The organism is Arthrobacter sp. LFS091, assembly GCF_047977885.1.
Taxonomy (GTDB): Bacteria; Actinomycetota; Actinomycetes; order Actinomycetales; family Micrococcaceae; genus Arthrobacter.
On sequence record NZ_JBFPFP010000004.1, the window covers coordinates 239,970 to 261,565 of the forward strand.

Genomic DNA, 21,596 nt, shown 5'->3' on the forward strand with positions numbered 1-21,596 from the left:
GTCCGGGGTCGGTTTGGAGTACCGGCTACGCCGTGGCGCGCTGCTGTGGTGCAGCGACATCGGCGAGGACGCGGTTGAGCACCACTTCCGGTGTGGCACCGGAGAACTCGGCTTCCGGATCCATCACCAATCGGTGCGTCCACACCACCGGCGCCAGTTCCTTGATGTCATCCGGCAACACGAAGTTCCGGCCTTGCCCGGCTGCCCACACTTTGGCAGCCCGAACCATGGCCAGTGCGCCACGTACGGACACACCGAGGCGGGTCTCGGAGGCGTTGCGGGTCTCCTCACACAGGCGGGAAATGTACTCAAGCACGGCCGTGTCCACGTGGGTTGTGGCTGCGAGGTCCGCCATATCAGCCACAGCCTGGGTGGTGATAAGCGGGGTGAGCTCCTTTGAACGGTCCTTCAGGTTGGCCCCACCCAGCAACCGAACCGTGGACGCGTGGTCCGGGTAGCCGATGGAGGTCTTGATCAGGAAGCGGTCAAGCTGGGCCTCGGGCAGCCGGTAGGTGCCTGCCTGCTCGATCGGGTTCTGGGTTGCCAGGACCATGAACGGGCGGCCGGCGTCGTAGGTGGTGCCGTCCACGGTCACCCGGGACTCCTCCATGACTTCGAGCAACGCGGACTGCGTCTTCGGCGAGGCACGGTTAATCTCATCAGCCAGGACGATGTTGTTGAACACCGGACCCTTGTGGAACTCGAACTTCTGGGTCTTCTGGTCATAGATGGTCACACCAGTCACGTCCGACGGCAGGAGGTCCGGGGTGAACTGAATGCGGTTGTGCGAACCCTGGACCGTCGCGGCAAGTGCCCGGGCCAGCGACGTTTTACCGGTGCCTGGAGCGTCCTCGAACAGGACGTGCCCTTCGGCCAGCATCGCCGTGAAGGTCAGCCGGATGACGTGTTCCTTGCCCAGTACGGCCTGGCCCACGTTGGCAACGAGCTTCTCGAACGTCTCTGCAAACCACGCGGCTTGCTCGTTTGTCATGGTCATCGGTTGATCCTGTTCGTTGTGAAGGGGGTGTTGGGGTGACGGTGTTGCCCAGCGTCGTAGGCCGGGTTCAGCACGGCGGAGGGACGGGGCCATAAAGGTCCACCGTGATGGGCTTGACGAACCAGCCATCCTTCGGTGATCCCTTGAGCTTGTACCAAGCCGTGCCGTTGCGGTAGATGTCCTGCCTGCAGGTGACATCAATCCGGCCCCACGAGCGTTCCACCCAGCCAACTCCACACGTGGGACCGCTCGGGTTGTACGTGTCAGCCTGACCCGGCTTGCCGGGGCACGTGCTGTTGTGCGCCTGGATCTGGGATGGTGTTGGAGGGGGAGGCGGAGGGGTCGGATCGACACCGGACGTGGATGCGACGTTTCCACTGCCGGGTCCTGCGACTACCGTGACGGCGCGGACCTTCAGCTGCCGGGTCTTGTCCCAACCGCCACCGGGCGCGTCATAGCTGTTTGCCTTGCCCACTCCAGTCCAGCCGCCGTTGTCGAGGCTGACCTCGTAGTGGTCCAGTGGCCGGCCGTTCATGTTCGGGTTGTTCCACGTCCAGTGGACCTGGCCGTCGCCCTTGGCGGATTTGCCGCCGCTGACGTTCGGTGCATTGGGCGGGCCGTACGGGTTACCCGAGCCGATGTTCTTGCCGTCGCCGGCCATACCGTTCTTGACCGACGTCGCGATGATGTTGACCGCAACATTGGTGCCGTTGGGTTGCCCCCCGATGTCACCGCCACCGCGCCCGATGGGACCGGAGCCGTTGGCCGTCTGCCAGCGGTAGGTGATTTCGTTGTCTTGGGAACCGTTCCGTTCGGCGGCGGTAAGCGGCGTGAACGCCACCCGAAGCTGACCACTGGTTCCTGTCGCCGTGACCGAGCCGCTTCCAACGGTTCCCGGCTTGCCTGCGGCTCGGATGCCGGCCGACTGCTGGCTAACCCCACTGACACCCGCCTTGTTCGTGGCCGAAACAGTGAAGGTGTAGTCAGCCTCGGCATTGGCTACGGTGACGTTCTGCGACGTCGCGGCCACAGACTGGGTGCCGACGACGGCTCCACCACGGTAAGTGGTCAACGTATAGGCAGAGATGGCGTCACCGTTGTTGTTGGGTGCCTTCCAGCTGACCTGCAACTGGCTCTGAGTTCCTACGGACCCGGCACCGGAAACCGTCGGCGCCGCAGGTGTGGCCGGAATGCCCGCAGGAGTTTCCGCGGCGGAATAGGGGCTCCACTCCGAAGGCTCCTTGGCATCATTCCGGGCAAGCACCCGCACCTTGTACGCCACGCCGTTGGTCAGGCCCGACCATACATGGCTGGAGCCGGTGAGGTTTTGGATCTGCGGGTTCTGACCGGCCGGAGCCGGTGAGATTTCCAGATCGTAGGACTTCACGGGTGAACCCTTGCTGGCCGGCGGAACCCACGCCACGGAGAGCTGCTTGTCGCCGAACTTCAGGGTGGGCGCAACAGGTGTGTCCGGCTTGACGTCGGGGCGGACCTCGGCCGATACCGGTGAACGTTCGGACTCTTTGATGGCATTGGTGGCTGTCACGGCAAAGTGGTACTTCACGTTGTTGGTCAGGCCCGTCAGGGTGCAGGTGTTGGCCGGGCAGTCCTGCTTGAATCCGCCCTCGCCGTACACGGTGTACTTGGTAATGGGCGATCCCCGGTCGGCGGGGGCATTCCAAGTCAGCAGGGCCGTTTGATCCCCGACGCTTTGGGCCAGCGGAGTGGTGGGGGCCTCGGGTTTGTCCTTAACCGTGAGGCGCACACGTGCCGTGGCGTAGCGGGACAACTCACCCGTCTTGTCTGAAACTGTGTAGGCAACAACCATGGTGCCGGTGAATCCACCACCGGGCGTCACCGTGACGCTGTCTCCCGCAGGCTCAGCCGAACCTTGGCCGGTCTCCACCACGGCCGAAACGATCTTCAGGGCCGTGTCCGGGAACGGATTCGAATCGTTCGCGAGGACGTTGACGGTCACCGGTTTCCCGGACTGTGCATCCGGTTCCACGTCATCATTGGCTACCGGTTTGGGCCTGTTGGACGCGCTCAACGACAACTTGTAGGTAGCCAGCGCTTCCAGCCCGCGGGGATCCTTTGCCTTGACCTGGACAGTGCCGCCCTGTCCGATCTGCACCGAATCATCAGCGGAGACCTTCAACGACTTGCCGTCGACATTGACCCTGAAGCCACTCGGGGCCGCGCCCACCAGCTCATATTTCATGTTTTGGACGTCGTCAGCATCCGGGTCGGAGGTGAGCTTGCCGAGGTCCAGGCTGGCAGAGTCACCCTTGGGTACCTCAAGTTCACTGCCGAGCAGCACGGGCGGGTTGTTCTTGTTCGGATCCGGCAGCACCTTGGTGCGGATGCTCAGCGTCGATTTCAGGCCGTTGGGGTCGTCGGGACCAGTACCATCGGTGACTTCGAAGCTGATCGAACCGGGACCAACGTACTCCGCGCCGGCGGTGTATTTGATGGACGTTCCGTTGTTCGCCACGGGGTCGCTGCCATCGGCACCAATGAGCTTGATGCGGTCCACCTGCGTCAGGCGCGGCGAGCGTCCTTCACGGACCTTCACCCACTCGGCGAGATCAACGGTCACGGACTGCCCCGAGATCAACTCCACCACGTCATCCTTGGCGAGCGTGGGAACCTGCTGGCCGATGCCCGGAACCCAGATGATGGCGGTGGACTTTTGGCCGTCCACATCTTCCACGGTGTAGGGCACCAGTTGCGGCTGCTCGGTGAGGTCCACCACCACGTTGCCGTCGGATCCTGGCCGGGCCGTTTCCAGGCCGGTAGAGATCTTCAGGTTCTCGCCTACGCCGTCGGGGTCCTCGTCGTTCTTCAGGACCGGTACGTCCACGGCCGTCTTTCCGAGGGTCTGCGCAGACGTTACACGATCATCCCGTGCGATCGGTGCCTGCAGCGGGATGTCGTTCTTGACGATCACACGGATGGTGGCGTTACCCACGGCATCTCGATCATCAGCCACCGAGTAGCGCACGTTGATGGTGCCCTCGACGGCCGGGGCTGTCACCAGGACACGGCCACTGGTCTTGCTGACTTGGGCATCCACGCCCTGGTCAGCTTCAATACTCTCCGTCAGGATACGGATGATGTCGCCATCGGGGTCGGTGTCATTGGCGGTGGCGTCCACGGCGATCTGCCGGCCTGGACGGACCTTGACCTCGTCATCCACCGGTGCCGGTTTCTGGTTGTTTTCCCCACGGGGTGCAACGCCTACCGTCACCGTTCCGGCGTTGACTGCGCCTTGCCGGTCGATCACTTTGTATCGGAACGTATCGGTGCCGGCGCCGTCACCGGCGGCAACGAAGTCGATAAAGCTGCTGCCCGCCGTAGCCGTTCCCATAGTGGGCGTGCTGTCGATACCGGTGAGCTGGACTGAATCGCCGTCGGGGTCTATGCCGTCCAGTGGCACCGGAATCCGGACACTGCCACCAGCCACCACCCGGGCCGTCAGGTTTTGCGGCTGTGGGCGCGAGTTCTGTGTGTCCTCCAACGGCAGGATGTGGATGGTGACGGCGGCGGCGCTCTTTTGCCCTTGCGGGTCCACCGCGTTGTAGATTGCCCGCACCGTCTTAGGGGTCGGTCCTGCGATGAAACGGAGGGTCTTCTCGGAAATGAACGCCTTGCCGTCTTCCTCCGGGATGCCCTGTGCCAGCACCGGGTCCACGGACAGCTCTTCACCCTGCGGGTGGGTGTCGTTGTCCAGGACAGGAATGGTCACGACGTCGTTGACGCGGACGTTGACTTCGTCAGGTTTCGGCTGCGGAGCTTCGACGACGGCGGGAGCCGGCACCGGGACGACGCCCACCGTACCTGTGGCTGAGGCGCGACCGTTGGACATGGTGTAGCTGAAAACGAAGGGTTCCTTCGCTCCCAGGACGTCCGTGACACGCAGGACGCTGTGGTCAATGACGCTCACAGAAGCGGACGAGCCATCCGGGACGGTCACAGACTGCAGGACCAGCACGCCTCCGGAAGGATCGGAGTCGTTGGCCAAGGGGTCCACCAGAACGCTGCCGCCGACGGGCAGCAGCGCGACGTCGTGGACGGCCACCGGGGCGCCGGCGTCCTTGCCGGACTCCACGTCCACACGGATCAGGCCTTGGCTGCTCTGGGGGCCATTGCTGGCGATGTACGTCAAGTACACCGGGCCCGGGGTGTTGCTCCGGAAAGTGAAGGTACCGCCGTCGGTCACCGGGCCGAGCTCCGCTTGACCGGCAGCCTCGACATGCGCCACCCGCAGGGCACCACCGTTGGGATCAACGTCGTTCTTCAACGGTGCGATCACCAGGTCCTGGCCCACCACTGCCGTGACGTGGTCCGCGTTGACCACCGGGGCGAGGGCGCCTGGCGGCTGCACGTTGACCACCACGCGGCCCGTGGTGGTTGCGCGTCCATCCCAAACAGTGATGGTGACGTTCTTCTTGCCGGGGGCAGCACCGGAATCCTGGTAGGTGAGGAGGCCGTCGCGGCGCACCTTTACCTGGTCCTGGTCGTTATCCGACTTTGCGTCCAGGAGGACCAGGTCGTCCCCGTCCGGGTCCATCCAGTCAGTCAGGATGTTCTGGCTCACCGATTTGCCTTGTTCCACCAGCATGGTGGTGGGCTCTCCGCGTTTGAAGAAGGGCGGCTTGTTCTCGTCCGGCCCCACCACATGAAGTGTTACTTGGCCGCCGGCTGACAGGCCACGGCCATCGGAGGCGTTGTAGTCGAAGACTTCCGTCCCCGGTTTGGCTTCGGCCGGGACCTTGATCTGGAAGGCCGAGCCACCGTAGATGTTCTCCAGCGCACCCGCCTTCGGGCCGTTCGCCCCCACAGCAGCGGTAAGGACATCGCCGTCGGGATCTGAATCGTTGTCCAGGACGCTCAGGATGGATGTCCGGCCCGGGCGGACACCGAACTCATCGGGTTTGGTGTCCGGTGGGCGGTTCGGCTTGGTGCGGTCCGGGAGGACGTTGATGGTGTTGTTGTCCGCCGACTCCTGGTCCTGGTCATCGGACTGGTTCTTGGGAGGGACAACGTCGTCCCAGTTGTTGACGAGCTGCATGTTCTGGTTGACCAGCCACACGCTGCCCGAATTCACATCGTTGAGGACCACGAGATCGCGGTTGACGCGGAACACGTAGCTCGGCGAGGCACTTGCCTTGGGGACGTTGTTCTTCTTGTCATCGGCGTCGTTATCGCAATCGCGGACGTACTTGTTGGCTCCCGCCCAGGCTGCGTGAACGCACTTGCTGACCTGGACCGGCGATGCCGGGACGCCCTCGCCGTCGGCGTTGACGGTAGCAGCAGTTCCGCCGTCCAGCGGCTGCTTCAAAAGGGCCTTGCGCGTAGCGATGGCTACATAGCTGCTGTCTTGGCTGCTCTGCTGCAGTTTCGCCTCACGGGCGTCCTGCAATTGGAGCTTGCGACCGCCGGGGAGGAAGAGATTCCCGGAGTTGGCGTCCAGGAGCACTGGCTTGTCCCCCACCACAGCGATCTGCAGGTCGCCCGCTCCCTTGAGCCCGTCCACGCTGGTGACCTCGGAGTTGGTTCGCACCCCATCGGCGTCGACTGTGGTGACCGTGATCTCGCCCTTGCCGGGATCCGCTGTGTAAATGCGGTTGTCAGCCCCGACGGCCGACACGAGGCCCTGGTTTCCCGTCAACACGGGCTCGGTGCCCTCTTCATCGAAGCCGTTTACCGTGGATGGCGACAACGCCCACACCTTGCCGCGGGCAGGGTCTGTCACGGAAAGGACGGTTGAACCGTAGCTGACTTGCGAGGACGACGGCAGTTGCTTGTCGCCGCCGAGCTTGAGGTTTGCGGCCGACACCTGGTTGATCGTGGAACCGGATTCGTCGTCCACGAAGACGTTGCCATCGTGCTGAAGCACATCGAAAGTCGTGGTGGCCGGAGTGACGGCACCGTCGAGGACGCGGGACGGATAGTTCAGCCGACCCACGGCATTCTTGGTCTTGCTCACCACCCAGACGCCGCCGTCGTTCAAGTCCACTTCAGTGGTTTTGAACCCCGGATACAACACAGCGCCGGCCACCAGGACTGCGCCCGCAGCAGTGCCCGCAATGCCCGAAATAAGCTTCCTGTTTTGACGCTTTTTCAGCCCCAGCTTGGCGAAGAAAGTTGTCACAGCCCCAAAATTCCCTTTGTGTACAGCCGCCCACACGCAGCGACTTCCAGGCCAACCGGCATGTGCCGGCAGCCGTGCATTCCGCAGTACCCCCATACGGCGGCGGAATTTTCAGTCCCTAAGACTATCCCACGCACCCCACGGCCAACGGAGGAGACCCGAGACCCGGCTATCCATTGGCTTTGACAGCCTACGGCCTCGGCATGCCGTTGCGCGATGGGGACAACTGCCCGGTCTTCCGCCATCATCACGGTCAGCAGAATCAACGCACAGCCTACCGGGTTAATCCATCGAATAGCCAAGCTGTGACTTGAAACGCACCTTCCGAACCGCTAGCTGCCCCACCCTCTCGCACATCCCACCCCCTTAAAGCGGAACGCTCTCCCACTTTCTTCAAGGAAGTGAGAGAGCGCCCGGCGGAATACGGCGGGATGTGAGAGAGCGTTCGGGTCTGCAGGTCGGAAGGCCGCGGGGGCTTACCGCGGGGCCCTAGTCCAGGACCAGGCCCTTGCCCCGGCCACGGGCCAGCATGACGGGATGGATCTCGCCGAAGCCACGGACGTTCTCGGACTTCTGGGGAACCAGGACAAAGCGGTCGTCCTGCCCCAGTGCCGCAGCCGTCATGGCATCCACCAAAACCGTTCCGGGCTGGGCCAGGGTGGTGAGCCGGGCAGCAAGGTTAACGGTAGGCCCGTAGATGTCGCCGAGCCGGGAAAGGATGCGGCCCCACACCATGGACACACGGCATTGGGGCAGGATCTCGTCTTCCGTGAAGGCCTGGGCGAGCGCCAGCGAAATTTCGGCTCCGGCCGCAGGCGTTTCGGCAATGTAGAGGACTTCGTCACCGACAGTCTTAACCAAGCGGCCACCGCCGACGGAGATGATTTCCGCACACTTGTTCTCAAAGCGCTGTACCAGTTGCGCCAGCGTCTTCTCATTCATCCGGCGCGAAAGGCTGGTGTAAGAGACCAAGTCCGCGAACCCAACGGCCCGGGCCAGGGGCAACGGCGAATCGTCCTCATCGCCCTCGCGGCCTTCTTCGCTGGCCTGCAAGCCGGCTTCGGCGCGAACGGCCAGCCGCTGAACGCCGGCGTTGAGTTGGCGGCGGTAGGAGTAGACAAGGATCTCTTCGAGAGAGTCAACAAGGGCAGGCAGCTGGGCCACCAATTTCTTGCGGGCGACGGCGTCGGGAATACCCTGTTCGGACACCATGTCCTCCACCAGGGCTTCGATTTGCCAGACCACCATACGGTCGGTCATTTGCCCGATGGACCGGGTCACGGAAATCGCGGCCTCTTCAGTCAGGAGGCCCGCACGCACCAGGTCAAGGATGCGGGACAGCGCCGCCTGGTCCCGCTCGGTGAAGGCAACGTCCTCATCGCCAAAGTTCGGGAAGCCCAGGGCTCGCCATATCTTCCGGGCGGAAAGGATGGACACGCCGGCACCGGCGGCAACTTCACGACGGCGGAGCTTGCGTTCCCCACCCAGGAGCTTGGACTCAAGTGCTTTAATGGCGAGGCGCTCCGCGGACATCACGCCAGTGGGCGGACCGGTGGTCACCGGGGCGGGCCGCGCCTCGGTGTCCTCGTCCGCGGAAGGCTCGGGTACGGCGTCGAACTCTTGGTCCAGGTCCTCGCCGGACTGCTGATCCTCAACGCTCATCTCTTCCACCTTCTCTCAGCTCCCACGGCAACTCGTCAAAATCCCTCAGCACTTCACCCTCAAAAACCTCACCCTTCGGGAGCTCATCCATCGCGTCAAGAATGAAGCCCCTGAATTTCCCAACCAGGGGGACGTCGTTCAGCACGGCCACTCCGGAGTGCCCGGTATCCAAGGATATATTCCCGGAGTGCAGTGCCCGCTGGATCACCGTCTGATGAACCCCCACGTGACGTACCGCCATGAGGGAAACCTGCCAGTCATTGCGTCGAAACATGCCGTACTTGGCAAGTATCCTGCGGCTCGTCAGGATGTATCGGACAGAACGCCAGTGGAGCACACGTTTGAAGCAGTAGGCAAGCAGCACCCACGCAGCAAGAACCACCGCAGCGCCCATGAGCCATGGCGTCCATTCCGCGGTAATGAAGGGGGCCAGACGCTGTGCATTGCCTTTGACCACCCAGGCACAGGCGTAAGCGGCGACAGCCGGAACGACAATGAACACCAGCACAGGAAGAAACAAGGTTCGGCCCTGCTGCCGTGTCACGGCGATGACCTGTTCCCCCGGTAGCAACTCCTTACGCATAACCGCTTTCTGTGGCGCGCAAATGCACCACATCCCCGGCCGTAATAACGTGCTCCCTGCCGCCATGGTCCACAACCAGCAGCGAACCATGCTCATCAAGGCGGGATGCATGCCCCACCAGTTCATTGTCACCAGGCAAGTGGGCCCGGACCTCGCGACCCAATGTCACCATGGCGGATTCAACGCGCTTATGCAGGGACTGTCCCCCGGCCAGGCCAGCAGCCGGGTCACCTTCGGCGTTGCAGAAACTGCGGTACAACCGCGCAAACCGCGATAGGTAGCTCTTCAGCAGCGCGGTGCGGTCCGTCGTCGTGGCCCCTTCCAGGGCGAGTGACGTGGCCGTGGGCACCGGAAGTTCGTCTTCAGCCAGGGACACGTTGAGGCCAACTCCCAGGATCACCGCGGGGACCGACCCGTCCCCCAAGGGCGTCATCTGGGCCAGTATCCCTGCGATCTTGCGTCCGTTTACCAGGACATCATTGGGCCATTTGATCTCCGCGGTCACACCGGCCGTTTCCTGCAGGGCCTCCCGCAACGCGACGGCAGCCAGAAGAGAAATCCACGAATAGCTTTGCGTGGGGACGGGCATGCCGTCAGCCGTGACGGGGCGCAGCACCATGGACACAGACACGGCGGAGCGTTCCGGCGATTCCCAATGACGGTCCAGCCGTCCGCGTGCGGCAGTCTGGTGCTCCGCAGTCAGCACGGCGAGGTCGGCCCACTTCTTCGGCTCGACAGTGACGGCCCGCACCAGGTCCTGGTTGGTGGATCCTGTGGACTCGACGATGTTCAGTTGGGAGATGCCCGTTGCCGACAGGAAGTCCGGCTCAAGGAGCGCCTGGCGGTCCAGCCCGGGCCGGTCTGTGTGGGCAGAGGGGACGTGCGGCTCGCTGCTCTCTGGCTGTTCGGCATCCATAGCTGAATCCTATCCAGTTGCGGCGGCCTGGGATGGTGTCTGGCTCCAAAAGCGTCTGGGAATCCGCCTAGAGAAAAATGTCCGGCACCAGGCGGTCTTCGGGGGCGCCGAGGCTGTACGGCGCGAAGTCCGACACGCCGGCGGCGCGGAGCACCTGTTCGTCGGTGAAGAAATTACCTGTGGTGCCCTGGCCGGTCAGCACAGCGTGCGCCGCATCGGCCATGATCTCCGGGCCACGTGCTGCTTGGACGATCTGCTGGCCGCCGGGCATGTTCCGGATCGCGGCCGTGTCGATCAGGGTGCACGGCCAGAGCGAGTTGACCGAAACGCCGTCGTCCTTCAGCTCTTCGGCGAGACCGAGGGTGGTGAGGCTCATCCCGTACTTGGCCATTGTGTAGGCCAAGTGCATCCCTGCCCACTTGGGGTCCAGGTTGAGGGGCGGCGACAATGTGAGGATGTGGCCGTGCCCTGACTCACGCAGGGCCGGTAACGCCAGCTTGGAGAGCAGGAAAGTGCCACGGACGTTGATGTCCTGCATGAGGTCATAGCGTTTCATGTCCACGGCGTCGGTTCGGGACAGGTCGATCGCCGAGGCGTTGTTAACGACGACGTCGATCCCTCCGAAACGCTCGACGGCGGCGGCGACCGCTGCAGCGACATCGTCATCGTTGCGGACGTCCCCGACCAGCGGCAGCGCCTGGCCGCCCGCTGCGACCAACTGGTCAGCAGCGGTAAAGACCGTCCCCTCAAGTTTGGGATGCGGGTCGCCGGTCTTTGCCATCAGCACAATGTTGGCGCCATCGCGGGCTGCACGAGTGGCAATGGCCAGTCCGATGCCGCGGCTTCCACCGGACATCAGGATGGTCCTGCCCTTGAGCGATCCGGTGGCCACGTAGGGAGTTTCTGCCTTCGGGAGTGCGCGGGAAGCGTCGTTGCTTGAAGTCATGGGGACACTCTAACCCAAGTATGTTACTGACGGGTAACATAGCGTTGCCTTTGGCTTGGACGCGGAAAATTGTAGGGTTTCTACAGCGGTTCGCGGCAAAGGCGTCACTAGACTGGCCTGCGGGGCCTGTTCTTTGTACGGAAGCTACTTAAGCTTTGCGCCAACACCGAACTGCGCCAGCGAAAATCAGCTACAGAGCCGGAGACACTTGATGAGCCACGATCTGACAACGACAGCGGGAAAGATTGCCGACTTCCGCGACCGCCAGGCACGTGCCGAGCAACCCTCCGGCCCGGAAGCGATTGAGAAGCAGCACGCACGCGGTAAGAACACTGCCCGCGAACGCATCGACCTCCTGCTTGACCCTGAATCGTTCGTCGAGTTCGACGCCCTTGCAGTCCACCGCTCCACCGCGTTCGGCATGGAAAAGAAGAAGCCCCTTGGCGACGGCGTCGTTTCCGGCTACGGCACCGTGGACGGACGCCTCGTCGCCATCTACAGCCAGGACTTCAGTGTCTACGGCGGCTCGCTGAGCCAGGTCAATGGCGAGAAGATCGTCAAGGTCCAGGAATTTGCCCTCCGCAACGGCTGCCCGGTTGTGGGCATCAACGACGGCGGCGGCGCGCGTATCCAGGAAGGCGTCGCCTCGCTGGCCATGTTTGCGGACATCTTCCGCAACAACGTCCACGCTTCCGGCGTGGTCCCCCAGATTTCCCTCATTATGGGCCCGTGCGCCGGCGGCGCCGCGTACTCCCCCGCGCTGACCGACTATGTGGTCATGGTGGACAAAACATCCCACATGTTCATCACCGGACCCGACGTCATCAAGACCGTCACCGGTGAAGATGTGGATATGGAAACCCTGGGCGGCGCGCGGCAGCACAACGCCACCACCGGCACCTCCACTTATCTCGCTTCCGACGAAGCAGACGCCATTGAGTTTGTTCGCGAACTCCTTGACTTCCTGCCGTCCAACAACCTATCCGAGGCCCCCGTTGTGGAGCACGACCAGGAACTGGAAGTCGACGACGACGACCTCGCCTTGGATGGGTTGATCCCCGACTCCGCCAACCAGCCTTATGACATGCGCAAGGTCATCGAGCAGATCGTTGATGACGCCCACTTCCTTGAGATGCAGTCCCTCTACGCCCCCAACGTGATGATCGGTTACGGCCGCGTTGAGGGGCACACTGTGGGCATCGTGGCCAACCAGCCCATGCAGTTCGCGGGAACCCTGGACATCTCCGCCTCGGAAAAGGCTGCCCGCTTTGTCCGCCACTGCGATGCCTTCAACATCCCCATCATCACCCTGGTGGACGTCCCCGGCTTCCTGCCCGGCAAGGACCAGGAATTCCAGGGCATCATCCGCCGTGGCGCCAAGCTCCTCTATGCCTACGCCGAGGCAACCGTTCCCAAGCTCACCGTCATCACGCGCAAGGCTTACGGTGGCGCCTACATCGTGATGGGCTCCAAGAAGCTCGGCGCAGACCTGAATCTCGCCTGGCCCACCGCCCAGATCGGCGTCATGGGAGCCCAGGGTGCGGTGAACATCCTGTACCGCCGCGATCTCGCTGCGGTGGCCGAAGCCGGCGGTGATGTCGAGGCCAAGCGGGCCGAGATCATCCAGGGCTACGAGGAAGAACTCCTCAACCCCTACCAGGCCGCTGAACTGGGTTACGTTGATGCCGTGATCGCTCCCTCGGATACCCGTGTACAGATCATTCGCGGCCTGCGCGCCCTTCGCGACAAGCGTGCCAGCCTGCCCACCAAGAAGCACGGAAACATCCCGCTGTGAGCACGCCGAAGCACCGCGCCGATACGGCGCCCGATCAAGAACCGGCCACCCCGCTGTTCTCGGTGGTCAAGGGCGAACCGACGGCCGAAGAGCTCGCGGCGATTGCCGCCGTCGTGATCTCCCTTGGGACACCGCAGGAAGCGGCCCCAACCAAGCCGAGCGTCCGTCACTGGGTCCGTCGCCAACAACTGCGCCTGGATCCCAGCCCGGGTCCGGGTGCATGGAAGCGCAGCCGCGGCTAATTTTCCCGTTCGTAGAAAAGTTCAACAACCCTTTCACGTAAGCTGCGTCGCGGATAGGCTCTGTGGGTGACTACTGCAAACACCCCCGTACGCCCGAAGTCCGCCATCGATGCCGTCGCTGACGCGTACACAGAAAAGCTGATCGAACTCAACCCCAGCTTCGCCACCACGCTCGGGCTGCCGGGACACGAAACCGAATACCAGGACTACTCGCCCGCCGGTGCCGAGGCTCATGCGGAGGCCACACGGTTGGCATTGGACGCCCTGGCCGGCCTTGAGCCTTCGGATGACGTGGACGCCGTCACCCTGGACGCCATGCGCGAGCGGCTCGGACTGGAGCTGGAGATCCACGAGTCGGGTTGGGACGCCGCCGACCTCAACAACATCGCCTCACCGGCCCAGGACATTCGTGCGATCTTCGACCTCATGCCCACGGACACGGTGGAACAGTGGGAGCATATCGCCGGCCGTGCAGCTAATGTTCCCGGGGCGATTGAGAGGTACATCGCTTCCCTCCGGACCGCTGCCGCGTCGGGCAAAGTAGCCGCCGCCCGCCAAGTCCGGATTGTCATCGAGCAGACCGGCCGATACGCAGCCGAGGACGGATTCTTCGCCAAGATGGCTTCATCGGCCGCCCTTAATGGCCAGCCGCTGCCCGCCGATGTTCAGGACAGGCTCGACGCCGGGACCGCAGCCGCGCGTTCTGCGTACAGCGCCCTCGGCGATTTTCTGCGGGACGAGCTCCTCCCCCTTGCACCGGAGAAGGACGCGGTCGGGCGCGAACGCTACGCGCTGGCCTCGCGTTCATTCGTTGGCGCACAAATCGATCTGGAAGAGACGTACGCCTGGGGCGTTCAGGAGCTCGAGAGGCTTATCGGCGAGCAGGAAAAGGTCGCGGCGCAGATCAAGCCCGGCGCATCCATTGAAGAAGCCAAGGCCATCCTCAACAACGACCCCGCGCGCCAGATCAAGGGCACCGACGCACTCAAAGCGTGGATGCAGGAACTTTCCGACCGTGCCGTGTCCGAGCTCGCCGACGTCCATTTCGACATCCCGGATGTCATGAAAACCCTCGAGTGCATGATCGCCCCTACCGACGAGGGTGGCATCTACTACACCGGCCCCTCCGACGACTTCTCCCGACCTGGGCGCATGTGGTGGTCAGTTCCAGCAGGCGAAGACACCTTCACCACGTGGTCCGAAACCACCACGGTCTTCCACGAAGGCGTCCCCGGCCACCACCTCCAGGTCGCCACGGCAACTTACCGCCGTGAGCTCCTGAACAACTGGCGCCGCAATGTCTGCTGGGTCTCCGGCCACGGCGAAGGCTGGGCGCTCTACGCGGAGCAGCTCATGCTGGAGCTCGGATACCTCAAAGACCCGGGTGACCACATGGGCATGCTGGACGGACAACGCATGCGGGCAGCCCGTGTGGTCTTCGACATCGGCGTCCATCTGGAACTGCCTGTCCCTGAACGCTGGGGCACCGGCACCTGGACACCCGAAAAAGGCTTCGACTTCCTCAAAGCCAACCTCGATATCAGCGAAGGCCAACTCCAATTCGAATTCACCCGCTACCTCGGCTGGCCGGGACAGGCGCCGTCCTACAAGGTGGGGCAGCGCCTGTGGGAACAGATCCGTGCCGAGCTTGAGGGGCGCGACGGCTTTGACCTGAAGTCCTTCCACAGCAAGGCACTGAACATCGGCTCTGTTGGTTTGGACGTGCTGCGGCGGGCGTTGCTGGGCTGAGGCTATTCCCACTGATCGCCCCGTGTGACTACGAGGTGCGATCGGTGGGGCAGGTCGTGCAGCCAGTCGACCGAATCAACTCGCTCAAGTCCGGTGTAATCTTCCCCACTACTGCTCAAATTCACCGGGACCCGTCCTCATCGGAGACCACCGTGACCCGGCCCGGTAAATACGCGCTGAGGCCAACGTCACAGGAGCGGTAGGAATAACTTTTGCGCACGTAACATTTCTCAACGTCCGTTCGCTATGTTATTAGCCAGACACCTAACGTGTTTCGGTGAGCACCTCAACCAACACTTCCCCAGCAGCTGGCAAGCCCGGCTTCCGGCTCCCCAAGTGGGCCGGTTCCTTCGGCGTCCAGATCATCGCAGCCCTCATTGTGGGCCTCGTCCTTGGCCTCATCGCCAAGTACACAGGCAGCACCAAGACAGCCCCCAACGGCCTTGGCGCAACCCTCCAGACGATCGGGTCCAGCTACGTCTCGTTGCTGCAGACCGCCGTCGTTCCTTTGATCTTCACCGCTGTGGTGAGCTCGATCGCCAACCTGCGGCAGGTCTCCAACGCTGCCCGTCTGGCCTGGAACACTCTGCTCTGGTTCGCCATCACGTCGCTGGTTTCGGTATTGATCGGCATCGGCCTGGGCGTACTCCTGCAGCCCGGGGCAGCCACTGGCATTACCCAGAAAGCTGAATACGCTGGCAAGACCGGTGACTGGTGGGCCTTCCTGATCGGCCTTTTCCCCAAGAACTTCCTCGGCCTCGGCGCCAGCTCTACCGTGACCGAAAGCGCCAACGCTGCCACAACGGTCAGCACTTCCGTCAGCTTCAACGTGCTCCAGATCCTTGTGGTCGCCATCGCCGTCGGCATCGCCGCACTCAAGGTAGGCAAACAGGCTGAGGCATTCCTGACATTCAACGCTTCCGCACTGGCCGTTATCCAGAAGGTCCTCTGGTGGATCATCCGGATTGCCCCGCTGGGCACCGTGGGCCTGATCGGCAACGCTGTGGCCATCTACGGCTGGGACACCATCGGTTCGCTGGGCAAGTTCACGGCCGCCATCTACATCGGCCTGGCACTGGTGCTCTTTGTGCTGTACCCGATCCTGGTCCGCGTCCACGGATTGTCAGTCAAGCAGTACTTCTCCGGTGTTTGGCCCGCGGTCCAACTGGCGTTCGTCTCCCGCTCCTCGATCGGCACGCTGCCGCTCACGCAGCGCGTCACCGAACGGAACCTGGGCGTCCCCTCCGGCTACGCTTCCTTCGCCGTGCCGCTGGGCGCCACCACCAAGATGGACGGCTGCGCAGCAATCTACCCTGCCATCGCAGCGATCTTTGTAGCCCAGTTCTTCGGCATCAACCTGGACTTCAGCCAGTACCTGTTGATCGTGCTGGTCTCCGTCCTTGGTTCCGCTGCAACGGCCGGCACCACCGGCGCAGTGGTCATGCTCACCCTGACCCTGTCCACGCTGGGACTGCCGCTTGCCGGCGTCGGCCTCCTGCTGGCGATCGATCCCATCCTGGACATGGGCCGTACCGCCGTCAACGTTGCGGGCCAAGCGCTGGTCCCCGCCATCGTGGCAAAGCGTCAAGGCATCCTGGACGAGTCGCTCTACAACGCACCCCGCAATGGCGCTGCGTTTGCTGATGAATACGCAGCCGACAAAGCCGCTGCTGAAGCGGATGAACGGGAACTCGCGGGAACGAAAGCCTAATTCCAGCCCGTTTTAGAACGGCGTAGATCCCCTGGGGAGTTCTCCCCGGGGGATCTCCCTGTTAAAGGGCCCAAAGCTGGATAGGCTCTGAGCATGCTGATCGTCACATCAAATGAAATTCCGGGCCACCGGATCGACGCCGTGTTCGGCGAAGTCATGGGCCTCACTGTCCGTTCACGGGACATCGGTTCGCAGATGCTTGCCGGATTCCGCTCCCTAGGCGGCGGAGAGCTGCCCGAAATGACCAAGGCACTCTACGAAAGCCGCCAGGAAGTTATGGCACGCATGGTCAACGAAGCGCAGCAACGTGGCGCCAATGCCATCGTCGCCATGCGGTTCGACACCTCCGAGATGGGCACCAACTGGACCGAGGTCTGCGCCTACGGAACCGCCGTCTATGTGCTCCCCCTCGGCGAAGGCGAGCCCGGGGCTACGGGGCAGTCGATCTATTTGACCAAATCGGCCGCCCAACAGCCGGCCCAGCCGCAGCAGCCAGCACCGCCTGCCCAGCCCACCCCGCCGGCTCCCCCGGCGCAGTTCTAAACCAAGCCCCCGGCAGATCCCGTTCTTGTTCGCTCTCCTCCCCTTCAACGGTGAGGAGAGCGAACAAGAACGGGATCCCTTTTGCCCGGGATCGCTTCAAATTGCGCAGAGTGCAAAGTTGCACTTAGTGTAAGTATGTGACCCAAACCAGCAATCACGATGCCGTTGCAGAGTCGCCTGCCCTTGCCGATGCCGCAGTGCCCTCCCGGCGCGAGCTCAACAAGGCGGCCACCCGCAGCTCCATCGCGTCCGCCGCCCTGGACCTGTTGCGCAGCAACGGCTCCGGCAATTTCACCGTCGAGGACATCGCTGCCAGCGCGGGAGTTTCCCGACGGACCTTCTTTAACTATTTCCCCAGCCTTGAAGCGGCCCTGGCATCAGTAGCCGACGGCTTCATGGACCACGCCCTGGAACAATTCCGCCTGCGTCCAGCAGAGGAATCCATCCTCGAATCCGCGCAGGCCGCCCTCATGGCCCTCGCGGATCCGATGTCCGTGGCACCCATGGCCGAGCTGTTCAGCCTCACCCAGGACAACCGCTCGTTGGCCCGGTCCGAGCTTGAAGCCTGGGAACATTGCACCGGGCAAATCATTGACGCTGCCCGCAGCCGGCTCGGTGAAGGCATCAGCGAGCTCTACTTGCATGCGTTGGCCGGGTCGGTGATCTCCTGCGGCAAGGCGGCCATGACCGTGTGGTTCGCCGAACGTGGGCCCGACCTCTCCGCGGAATCCCTCGCCATCCTTCGCCAGCACCTCATCGACGCGATGGGTCTCCTCGGCGCCGGCTTCGCGCCGCCGTCGGACGTTTCAGCCCCACAATCTCCGGCATCAGCCGCACCCTCTGTTCCAACCACCAAAGATCGGTTCTGACATGGCTTCGTTCCTCTACCGGCTCGGCAAATTCTCGTACCGGCGCCGCTGGCTGGTGATCTCCATCTGGCTGGCCGTCCTGGTGGCAGTGGGCGGTTCAGCCGCAGCTTTCCACGGCACCATGTCCAACAACTTCACCATCCCCGGCACCGAAACCCAGCGGATGGCCGACAAGCTCAAGGAAGCCCTGCCTGCTTCCTCCGGGGGATCCGCGAGCGTCGTCTTCGACGCCGGCGACGCCGGTTTCGACCAGTCCAAGAAGGATGCCGTCGCGGCCGCCCTCGACAAGCTGCAGGACATGCCCGACATCCAAGGGACGGTGAACCCCTTCACCACGCAAGAACAGCTGGATTCCGCGGCCGGCCAAATCGCCGACGGTGAAGCCAAGGCGGCGGCAGGTCAAGCCCAACTGGATGCCTCCCGCGCACAGCTGACGGCTGGCGAGGCGCAGCTCGCCGCGGCAGAGCAGCAGCTGGCGGCCTCCGGCCTCACCCCGGCGCAGATTGACGCGCAGCTCGGTGCCAAGCGCGCTGAGCTCGCCGCGGGCAAGGAAAAGCTCGACGCCGGCACAAAGGAAGCGGCCGACGGCGCCACCACCTTGGCCCTCTCGAAGCGGCAGGCTGCCGCCTCGGAGGGGCTCCGGTTCGTCTCCAGCGACAACAAAGCAGCAATTGCGCAGGTCCAGTTCAAGACCTCCATCAACGCAGTGGATCCAGCCGTCCGCAAGCAAGTACAGGACATCGTTCACGAGGTCTCCTCCGCAGGCGTCACGGCTTACGCCAGCAAGGAGATTACGGAGGACGTTTCGCAGATCTTCGGCATTGCCGAAATCGTGGGCGTCGCCGTCGCCGCGCTGGTCCTGATCCTTATGCTCGGCACCCTGGTCGCAGCCGGCCTTCCGCTGGTGATGGCTTTGATCGGTGTCGCGGTTGGCGTCGGTGGCACGTTCGCGCTCACCAGCGTGATCGACATGAGCTCCATCTCCCCGATGCTCGCCCTGATGCTGGGCCTTGCGGTGGGTATCGACTACTCCCTGTTCATCGTCAACCGCCACCGCGGCCAACTGTTGGCAGGCATGGACGGCGAAGAGTCCGCGGCCCTCGCCACGGGCACCTCCGGCAACGCTGTGTTGTTCGCGGGCCTCACCGTGATCATCGCGCTTGCTGCCCTGGTGGTCCCCGGACTCCCCTTCCTCGCAGTCATGGGTGTCGCCGCCGCGGCGACAGTGGCGGTCGCCGTCGTCGTCGCATTGACCCTGACGCCCGCCGTCCTGGCGCTGATCGGCCGCCGGCTCATCTCCAAGCGCGCCTGGGCCAAGGCCGCCAAGCACAATGCCGAACCGGGCCACGAAGCGGCCGACCGCGCCCTCGAAGAGAAGCGCAGCAGCGGTGGCTGGGGCGGCCTTGTTACCCGGCACCCGTGGTTCGCGCTCGTGGCCAGCGTCGTGCTTCTTGGCGCCCTGGCACTACCGGCTTCCCAGTTGCGGCTTGCACTGCCCGACGGCGGGTCCGAACCTGTCGATTCACAGGCGTTCAAGGCCTATGACCTCACCCGCAGCAGCTTCGGCGAAGGCATGACGGGCCCGATCATCGTGGTCGCCGAGTTCCCTGAAGGTCTGAGCGAAAACGACGCCAAGAACAAGCAGTACGATGTCGCCGACAAGCTGCGGGGCGTGGACAACGTGATCGCCGCAGTGCCTGTGGCCTTGAGCGATGACCTCCGAACGGCCGTTTACCAGGTCATCCCGAAGGAAGGCCCCGCCAGCGCCAGCACCGTCCAGGTGGTTTCCGATGTCCGCGCCAAGGGCACGGACATCCGTGAACAGAACGATGTGACCATCGGACTGACCGGCCAGACTGCAGGCAACATCGATGTGTCCGCCAAGCTTGGTGCCGCTTTGCCGCCTTATCTGGCGATCGTTGTGGGCCTCTCGCTGATCCTGCTCCTGCTGGTGTTCCGCTCCATCGTTGTTCCACTGTTGGCTACCGGTGGCTTCCTGCTCTCGCTGGCTGCTGCCTTCGGTGCCGTAGTGGCCGTGTACCAGTGGGGCTGGTTGGGTGGGATCTTCGACGTCGCCAACCCCGGCGCCGTCCTGAGCTTCCTCCCCATCATTTTGATCGGTGTGCTGTTCGGTTTGGCCATGGACTACCAGGTGTTCATCACCTCCGGCATGCGCGAATCGTTCATGCACGGTGAGTCCGCCAAGCACGCGGTCCGGTCCGGGTTCAGCCACGCCGCGGCCGTGGTCACCGCCGCCGCGATCATCATGGTCAGCGTGTTCTCGGGTTTCATCTTCAGCCACCTCACCATGGTCCGGCCGCTGGGCTTCGCAATGGCGTTCGGTGTGCTCATCGATGCGTTCGTGGTCCGCATGACGATCGTTCCGGCCGTGATGTACCTGTTGGGCGAAAAAGCCTGGTGGCTGCCCAAGTGGCTCCAGCGGATCCTCCCGGACGTGGACGTCGAAGGCGCCAAGCTCACCCGCAGCGACCGCCCCAAGGCCGGATCCGAGGAACTGGTCCACTAACGCTCCTCCACGTAACCAACCCTTCAACCCGACGCTCCATCACTTGCTTCACGGCAGTGATGGAGCGTCGGGCGTTTAAGCGCGGACGTGAGCGAGGGACGGCGGGAAGCAGGCGGGATGTGAGCGAGGGACGGCGGGAAGCAGGCGGGATGTGAGAGAGCGTCGTATTAGGCTGGAGGGCGTGACCCGATTGATTCTCGCCTCCCAGTCCCCCGCCCGCACCAAGCTGCTTACGGAGGCGGGAATCCAGCATGAGGTCCTGGTCTCGGACGTCGATGAGGATGCCGTCCAGGCAAAGTACGGCGTAACGGATGCCCACGACACAGCCCTCCTGCTCGCCCGTGCCAAGGCAGAAGCCGTTGCAGCCCTCCCCGAAGCCGAAGGCGCCCTGGTGATCGGGTGCGACTCTGTCTTCGAATTCGACGGCGAGTCCCACGGCAAGCCCTACACCCCGGAGGTTGCCCGGGAGCGGATGCTGCGGATGCGCGGTTCACAGGGAGTACTTCACACAGGGCACTGGCTTGTTGACTGCCGGGATACCGCAGCGGACGCGGACCAGGATGATGCCGGCGACGGGTCCCCGGACGGCACAGGCGCCACGGTGGGCGGGGTCTCCAGCGCGGAAGTTCACTTCGCGCAGATGTCCGAAAGCGAGATCGACGCCTACATCGCCACCGGCGAGCCCCTGCACTGCGCCGGTTCCTTCACCATTGACGGCCTGGGTGGGGCCTTCATCCGCAAGGTCGACGGCGACCCGCACGCCGTCGTCGGGCTTTCCATCTCCACCCTCCGGGATCTGCTGGTGCACGCGAACGTAGGCATCACAGAGCTGTGGAACTCGAACAGCCAGTAGAAGCAATTTGTAGCAACCCTACAAAGGAACATCGCCTCACACACGG

General features: G+C 63.6%; 14 protein-coding genes. 8 read left to right on the top strand and 6 right to left on the bottom strand.

What is annotated here, in order from left to right; genetic code table 11:
* Positions 1-25 precede the first annotated feature (25 nt).
* The 6 genes from ACNQOP_RS09320 to ACNQOP_RS09345 all read right to left on the bottom strand — a co-directional run bounded on the left by ACNQOP_RS09320 (position 26) and on the right by ACNQOP_RS09345 (position 11,261).
* Positions 26-997: an AAA family ATPase gene (locus ACNQOP_RS09320; RefSeq protein ID WP_257368553.1), complete on the bottom strand. Its 972-nt coding sequence runs from the start codon at positions 995-997 to the stop codon at positions 26-28.
* A 67-nt stretch (positions 998-1,064) separates the two neighbouring features.
* Positions 1,065-7,154 carry an Ig-like domain-containing protein gene (locus tag ACNQOP_RS09325; protein ID WP_416404297.1) on the bottom strand — a complete coding sequence of 2,030 codons (6,090 nt, stop codon included), beginning with the start codon at positions 7,152-7,154 and terminating at the stop codon, positions 1,065-1,067.
* 489 nt (positions 7,155-7,643) lie between these two features.
* On the bottom strand, positions 7,644-8,816 hold the full coding sequence (locus ACNQOP_RS09330; protein ID WP_235519495.1) for an adenylate/guanylate cyclase domain-containing protein: 1,173 nt from the start codon (positions 8,814-8,816) through the stop codon (positions 7,644-7,646).
* Positions 8,806-9,399 (bottom strand): PH domain-containing protein, encoded by a 594-nt coding sequence (locus tag ACNQOP_RS09335; protein ID WP_235519494.1) that lies wholly within the window; start codon positions 9,397-9,399, stop codon positions 8,806-8,808. Before ACNQOP_RS09335 ends, ACNQOP_RS09330 begins: the two co-directional genes overlap by 11 nt.
* Complete coding sequence (locus ACNQOP_RS09340) at positions 9,392-10,315, bottom strand: biotin--[acetyl-CoA-carboxylase] ligase (protein ID WP_284986181.1); 924 nt, start codon at positions 10,313-10,315, stop codon at positions 9,392-9,394. Before ACNQOP_RS09340 ends, ACNQOP_RS09335 begins: the two co-directional genes overlap by 8 nt.
* A 67-nt stretch (positions 10,316-10,382) precedes the next feature.
* Positions 10,383-11,261, bottom strand: coding sequence for an SDR family oxidoreductase (locus ACNQOP_RS09345; RefSeq protein WP_416404300.1), 879 nt, complete (start codon positions 11,259-11,261; stop codon positions 10,383-10,385).
* 211 nt (positions 11,262-11,472) lie between these two features.
* On the opposite strand from ACNQOP_RS09345, the gene ACNQOP_RS09350 reads away from it, so the two are divergent.
* From ACNQOP_RS09350 to ACNQOP_RS09385, 8 genes are all read left to right on the top strand, one after another.
* Entirely contained in the window at positions 11,473-13,056 is a 1,584-nt protein-coding gene (locus ACNQOP_RS09350) for an acyl-CoA carboxylase subunit beta (RefSeq protein WP_257368560.1), read from the top strand.
* Entirely contained in the window at positions 13,053-13,298 is a 246-nt protein-coding gene (locus ACNQOP_RS09355; RefSeq protein ID WP_416404301.1) for an acyl-CoA carboxylase subunit epsilon, read from the top strand. The genes ACNQOP_RS09350 and ACNQOP_RS09355 overlap by 4 nt, the downstream gene beginning before the upstream one ends.
* 66 nt (positions 13,299-13,364) lie before the next feature.
* Positions 13,365-15,047, top strand: coding sequence for a DUF885 domain-containing protein (locus ACNQOP_RS09360; RefSeq protein ID WP_416404302.1), 1,683 nt, complete (start codon positions 13,365-13,367; stop codon positions 15,045-15,047).
* 277 nt (positions 15,048-15,324) lie between these two features.
* Positions 15,325-16,758 (top strand): dicarboxylate/amino acid:cation symporter, encoded by a 1,434-nt coding sequence (locus tag ACNQOP_RS09365; protein WP_416404303.1) that lies wholly within the window; start codon positions 15,325-15,327, stop codon positions 16,756-16,758.
* A gap of 93 nt (positions 16,759-16,851) precedes the next feature.
* Positions 16,852-17,301 (top strand): YbjQ family protein, encoded by a 450-nt coding sequence (locus tag ACNQOP_RS09370; RefSeq protein ID WP_257368566.1) that lies wholly within the window; start codon positions 16,852-16,854, stop codon positions 17,299-17,301.
* A gap of 137 nt (positions 17,302-17,438) precedes the next feature.
* A complete protein-coding gene (locus tag ACNQOP_RS09375) occupies positions 17,439-18,170 on the top strand; it encodes a TetR family transcriptional regulator (protein ID WP_416404304.1) in 732 nt (243 codons plus the stop codon).
* A gap of 1 nt (position 18,171) precedes the next feature.
* The gene (locus tag ACNQOP_RS09380) at positions 18,172-20,697 is read left to right on the top strand and encodes an MMPL family transporter (RefSeq protein ID WP_416404305.1); all 2,526 of its coding nucleotides are present in this window, start codon (positions 18,172-18,174) and stop codon (positions 20,695-20,697) included.
* Between the two features lie 181 nt (positions 20,698-20,878).
* Complete coding sequence (locus tag ACNQOP_RS09385; RefSeq protein ID WP_257368569.1) at positions 20,879-21,550, top strand: Maf family protein; 672 nt, start codon at positions 20,879-20,881, stop codon at positions 21,548-21,550.
* Positions 21,551-21,596: the final 46 nt, after the last annotated feature.

Bases quoted from the DNA above. Each gene is read 5' to 3' on its own strand.
- ACNQOP_RS09320 (WP_257368553.1), bottom strand. From the start codon at position 997: ATGACCATGACAAACGAGCAAGCCGCGTGGTTTGCAGAGACGTTCGAG.
- ACNQOP_RS09330 (WP_235519495.1), bottom strand. From the start codon at position 8,816: ATGAGCGTTGAGGATCAGCAGTCCGGCGAGGACCTGGACCAAGAGTTC.
- ACNQOP_RS09335 (WP_235519494.1), bottom strand. From the start codon at position 9,399: ATGCGTAAGGAGTTGCTACCGGGGGAACAGGTCATCGCCGTGACACGG.
- ACNQOP_RS09340 (WP_284986181.1), bottom strand. From the start codon at position 10,315: ATGGATGCCGAACAGCCAGAGAGCAGCGAGCCGCACGTCCCCTCTGCC.
- ACNQOP_RS09345 (WP_416404300.1), bottom strand. From the start codon at position 11,261: ATGACTTCAAGCAACGACGCTTCCCGCGCACTCCCGAAGGCAGAAACT.
- ACNQOP_RS09350 (WP_257368560.1), top strand. From the start codon at position 11,473: ATGAGCCACGATCTGACAACGACAGCGGGAAAGATTGCCGACTTCCGC.
- ACNQOP_RS09370 (WP_257368566.1), top strand. From the start codon at position 16,852: ATGCTGATCGTCACATCAAATGAAATTCCGGGCCACCGGATCGACGCC.
- ACNQOP_RS09380 (WP_416404305.1), top strand. From the start codon at position 18,172: ATGGCTTCGTTCCTCTACCGGCTCGGCAAATTCTCGTACCGGCGCCGC.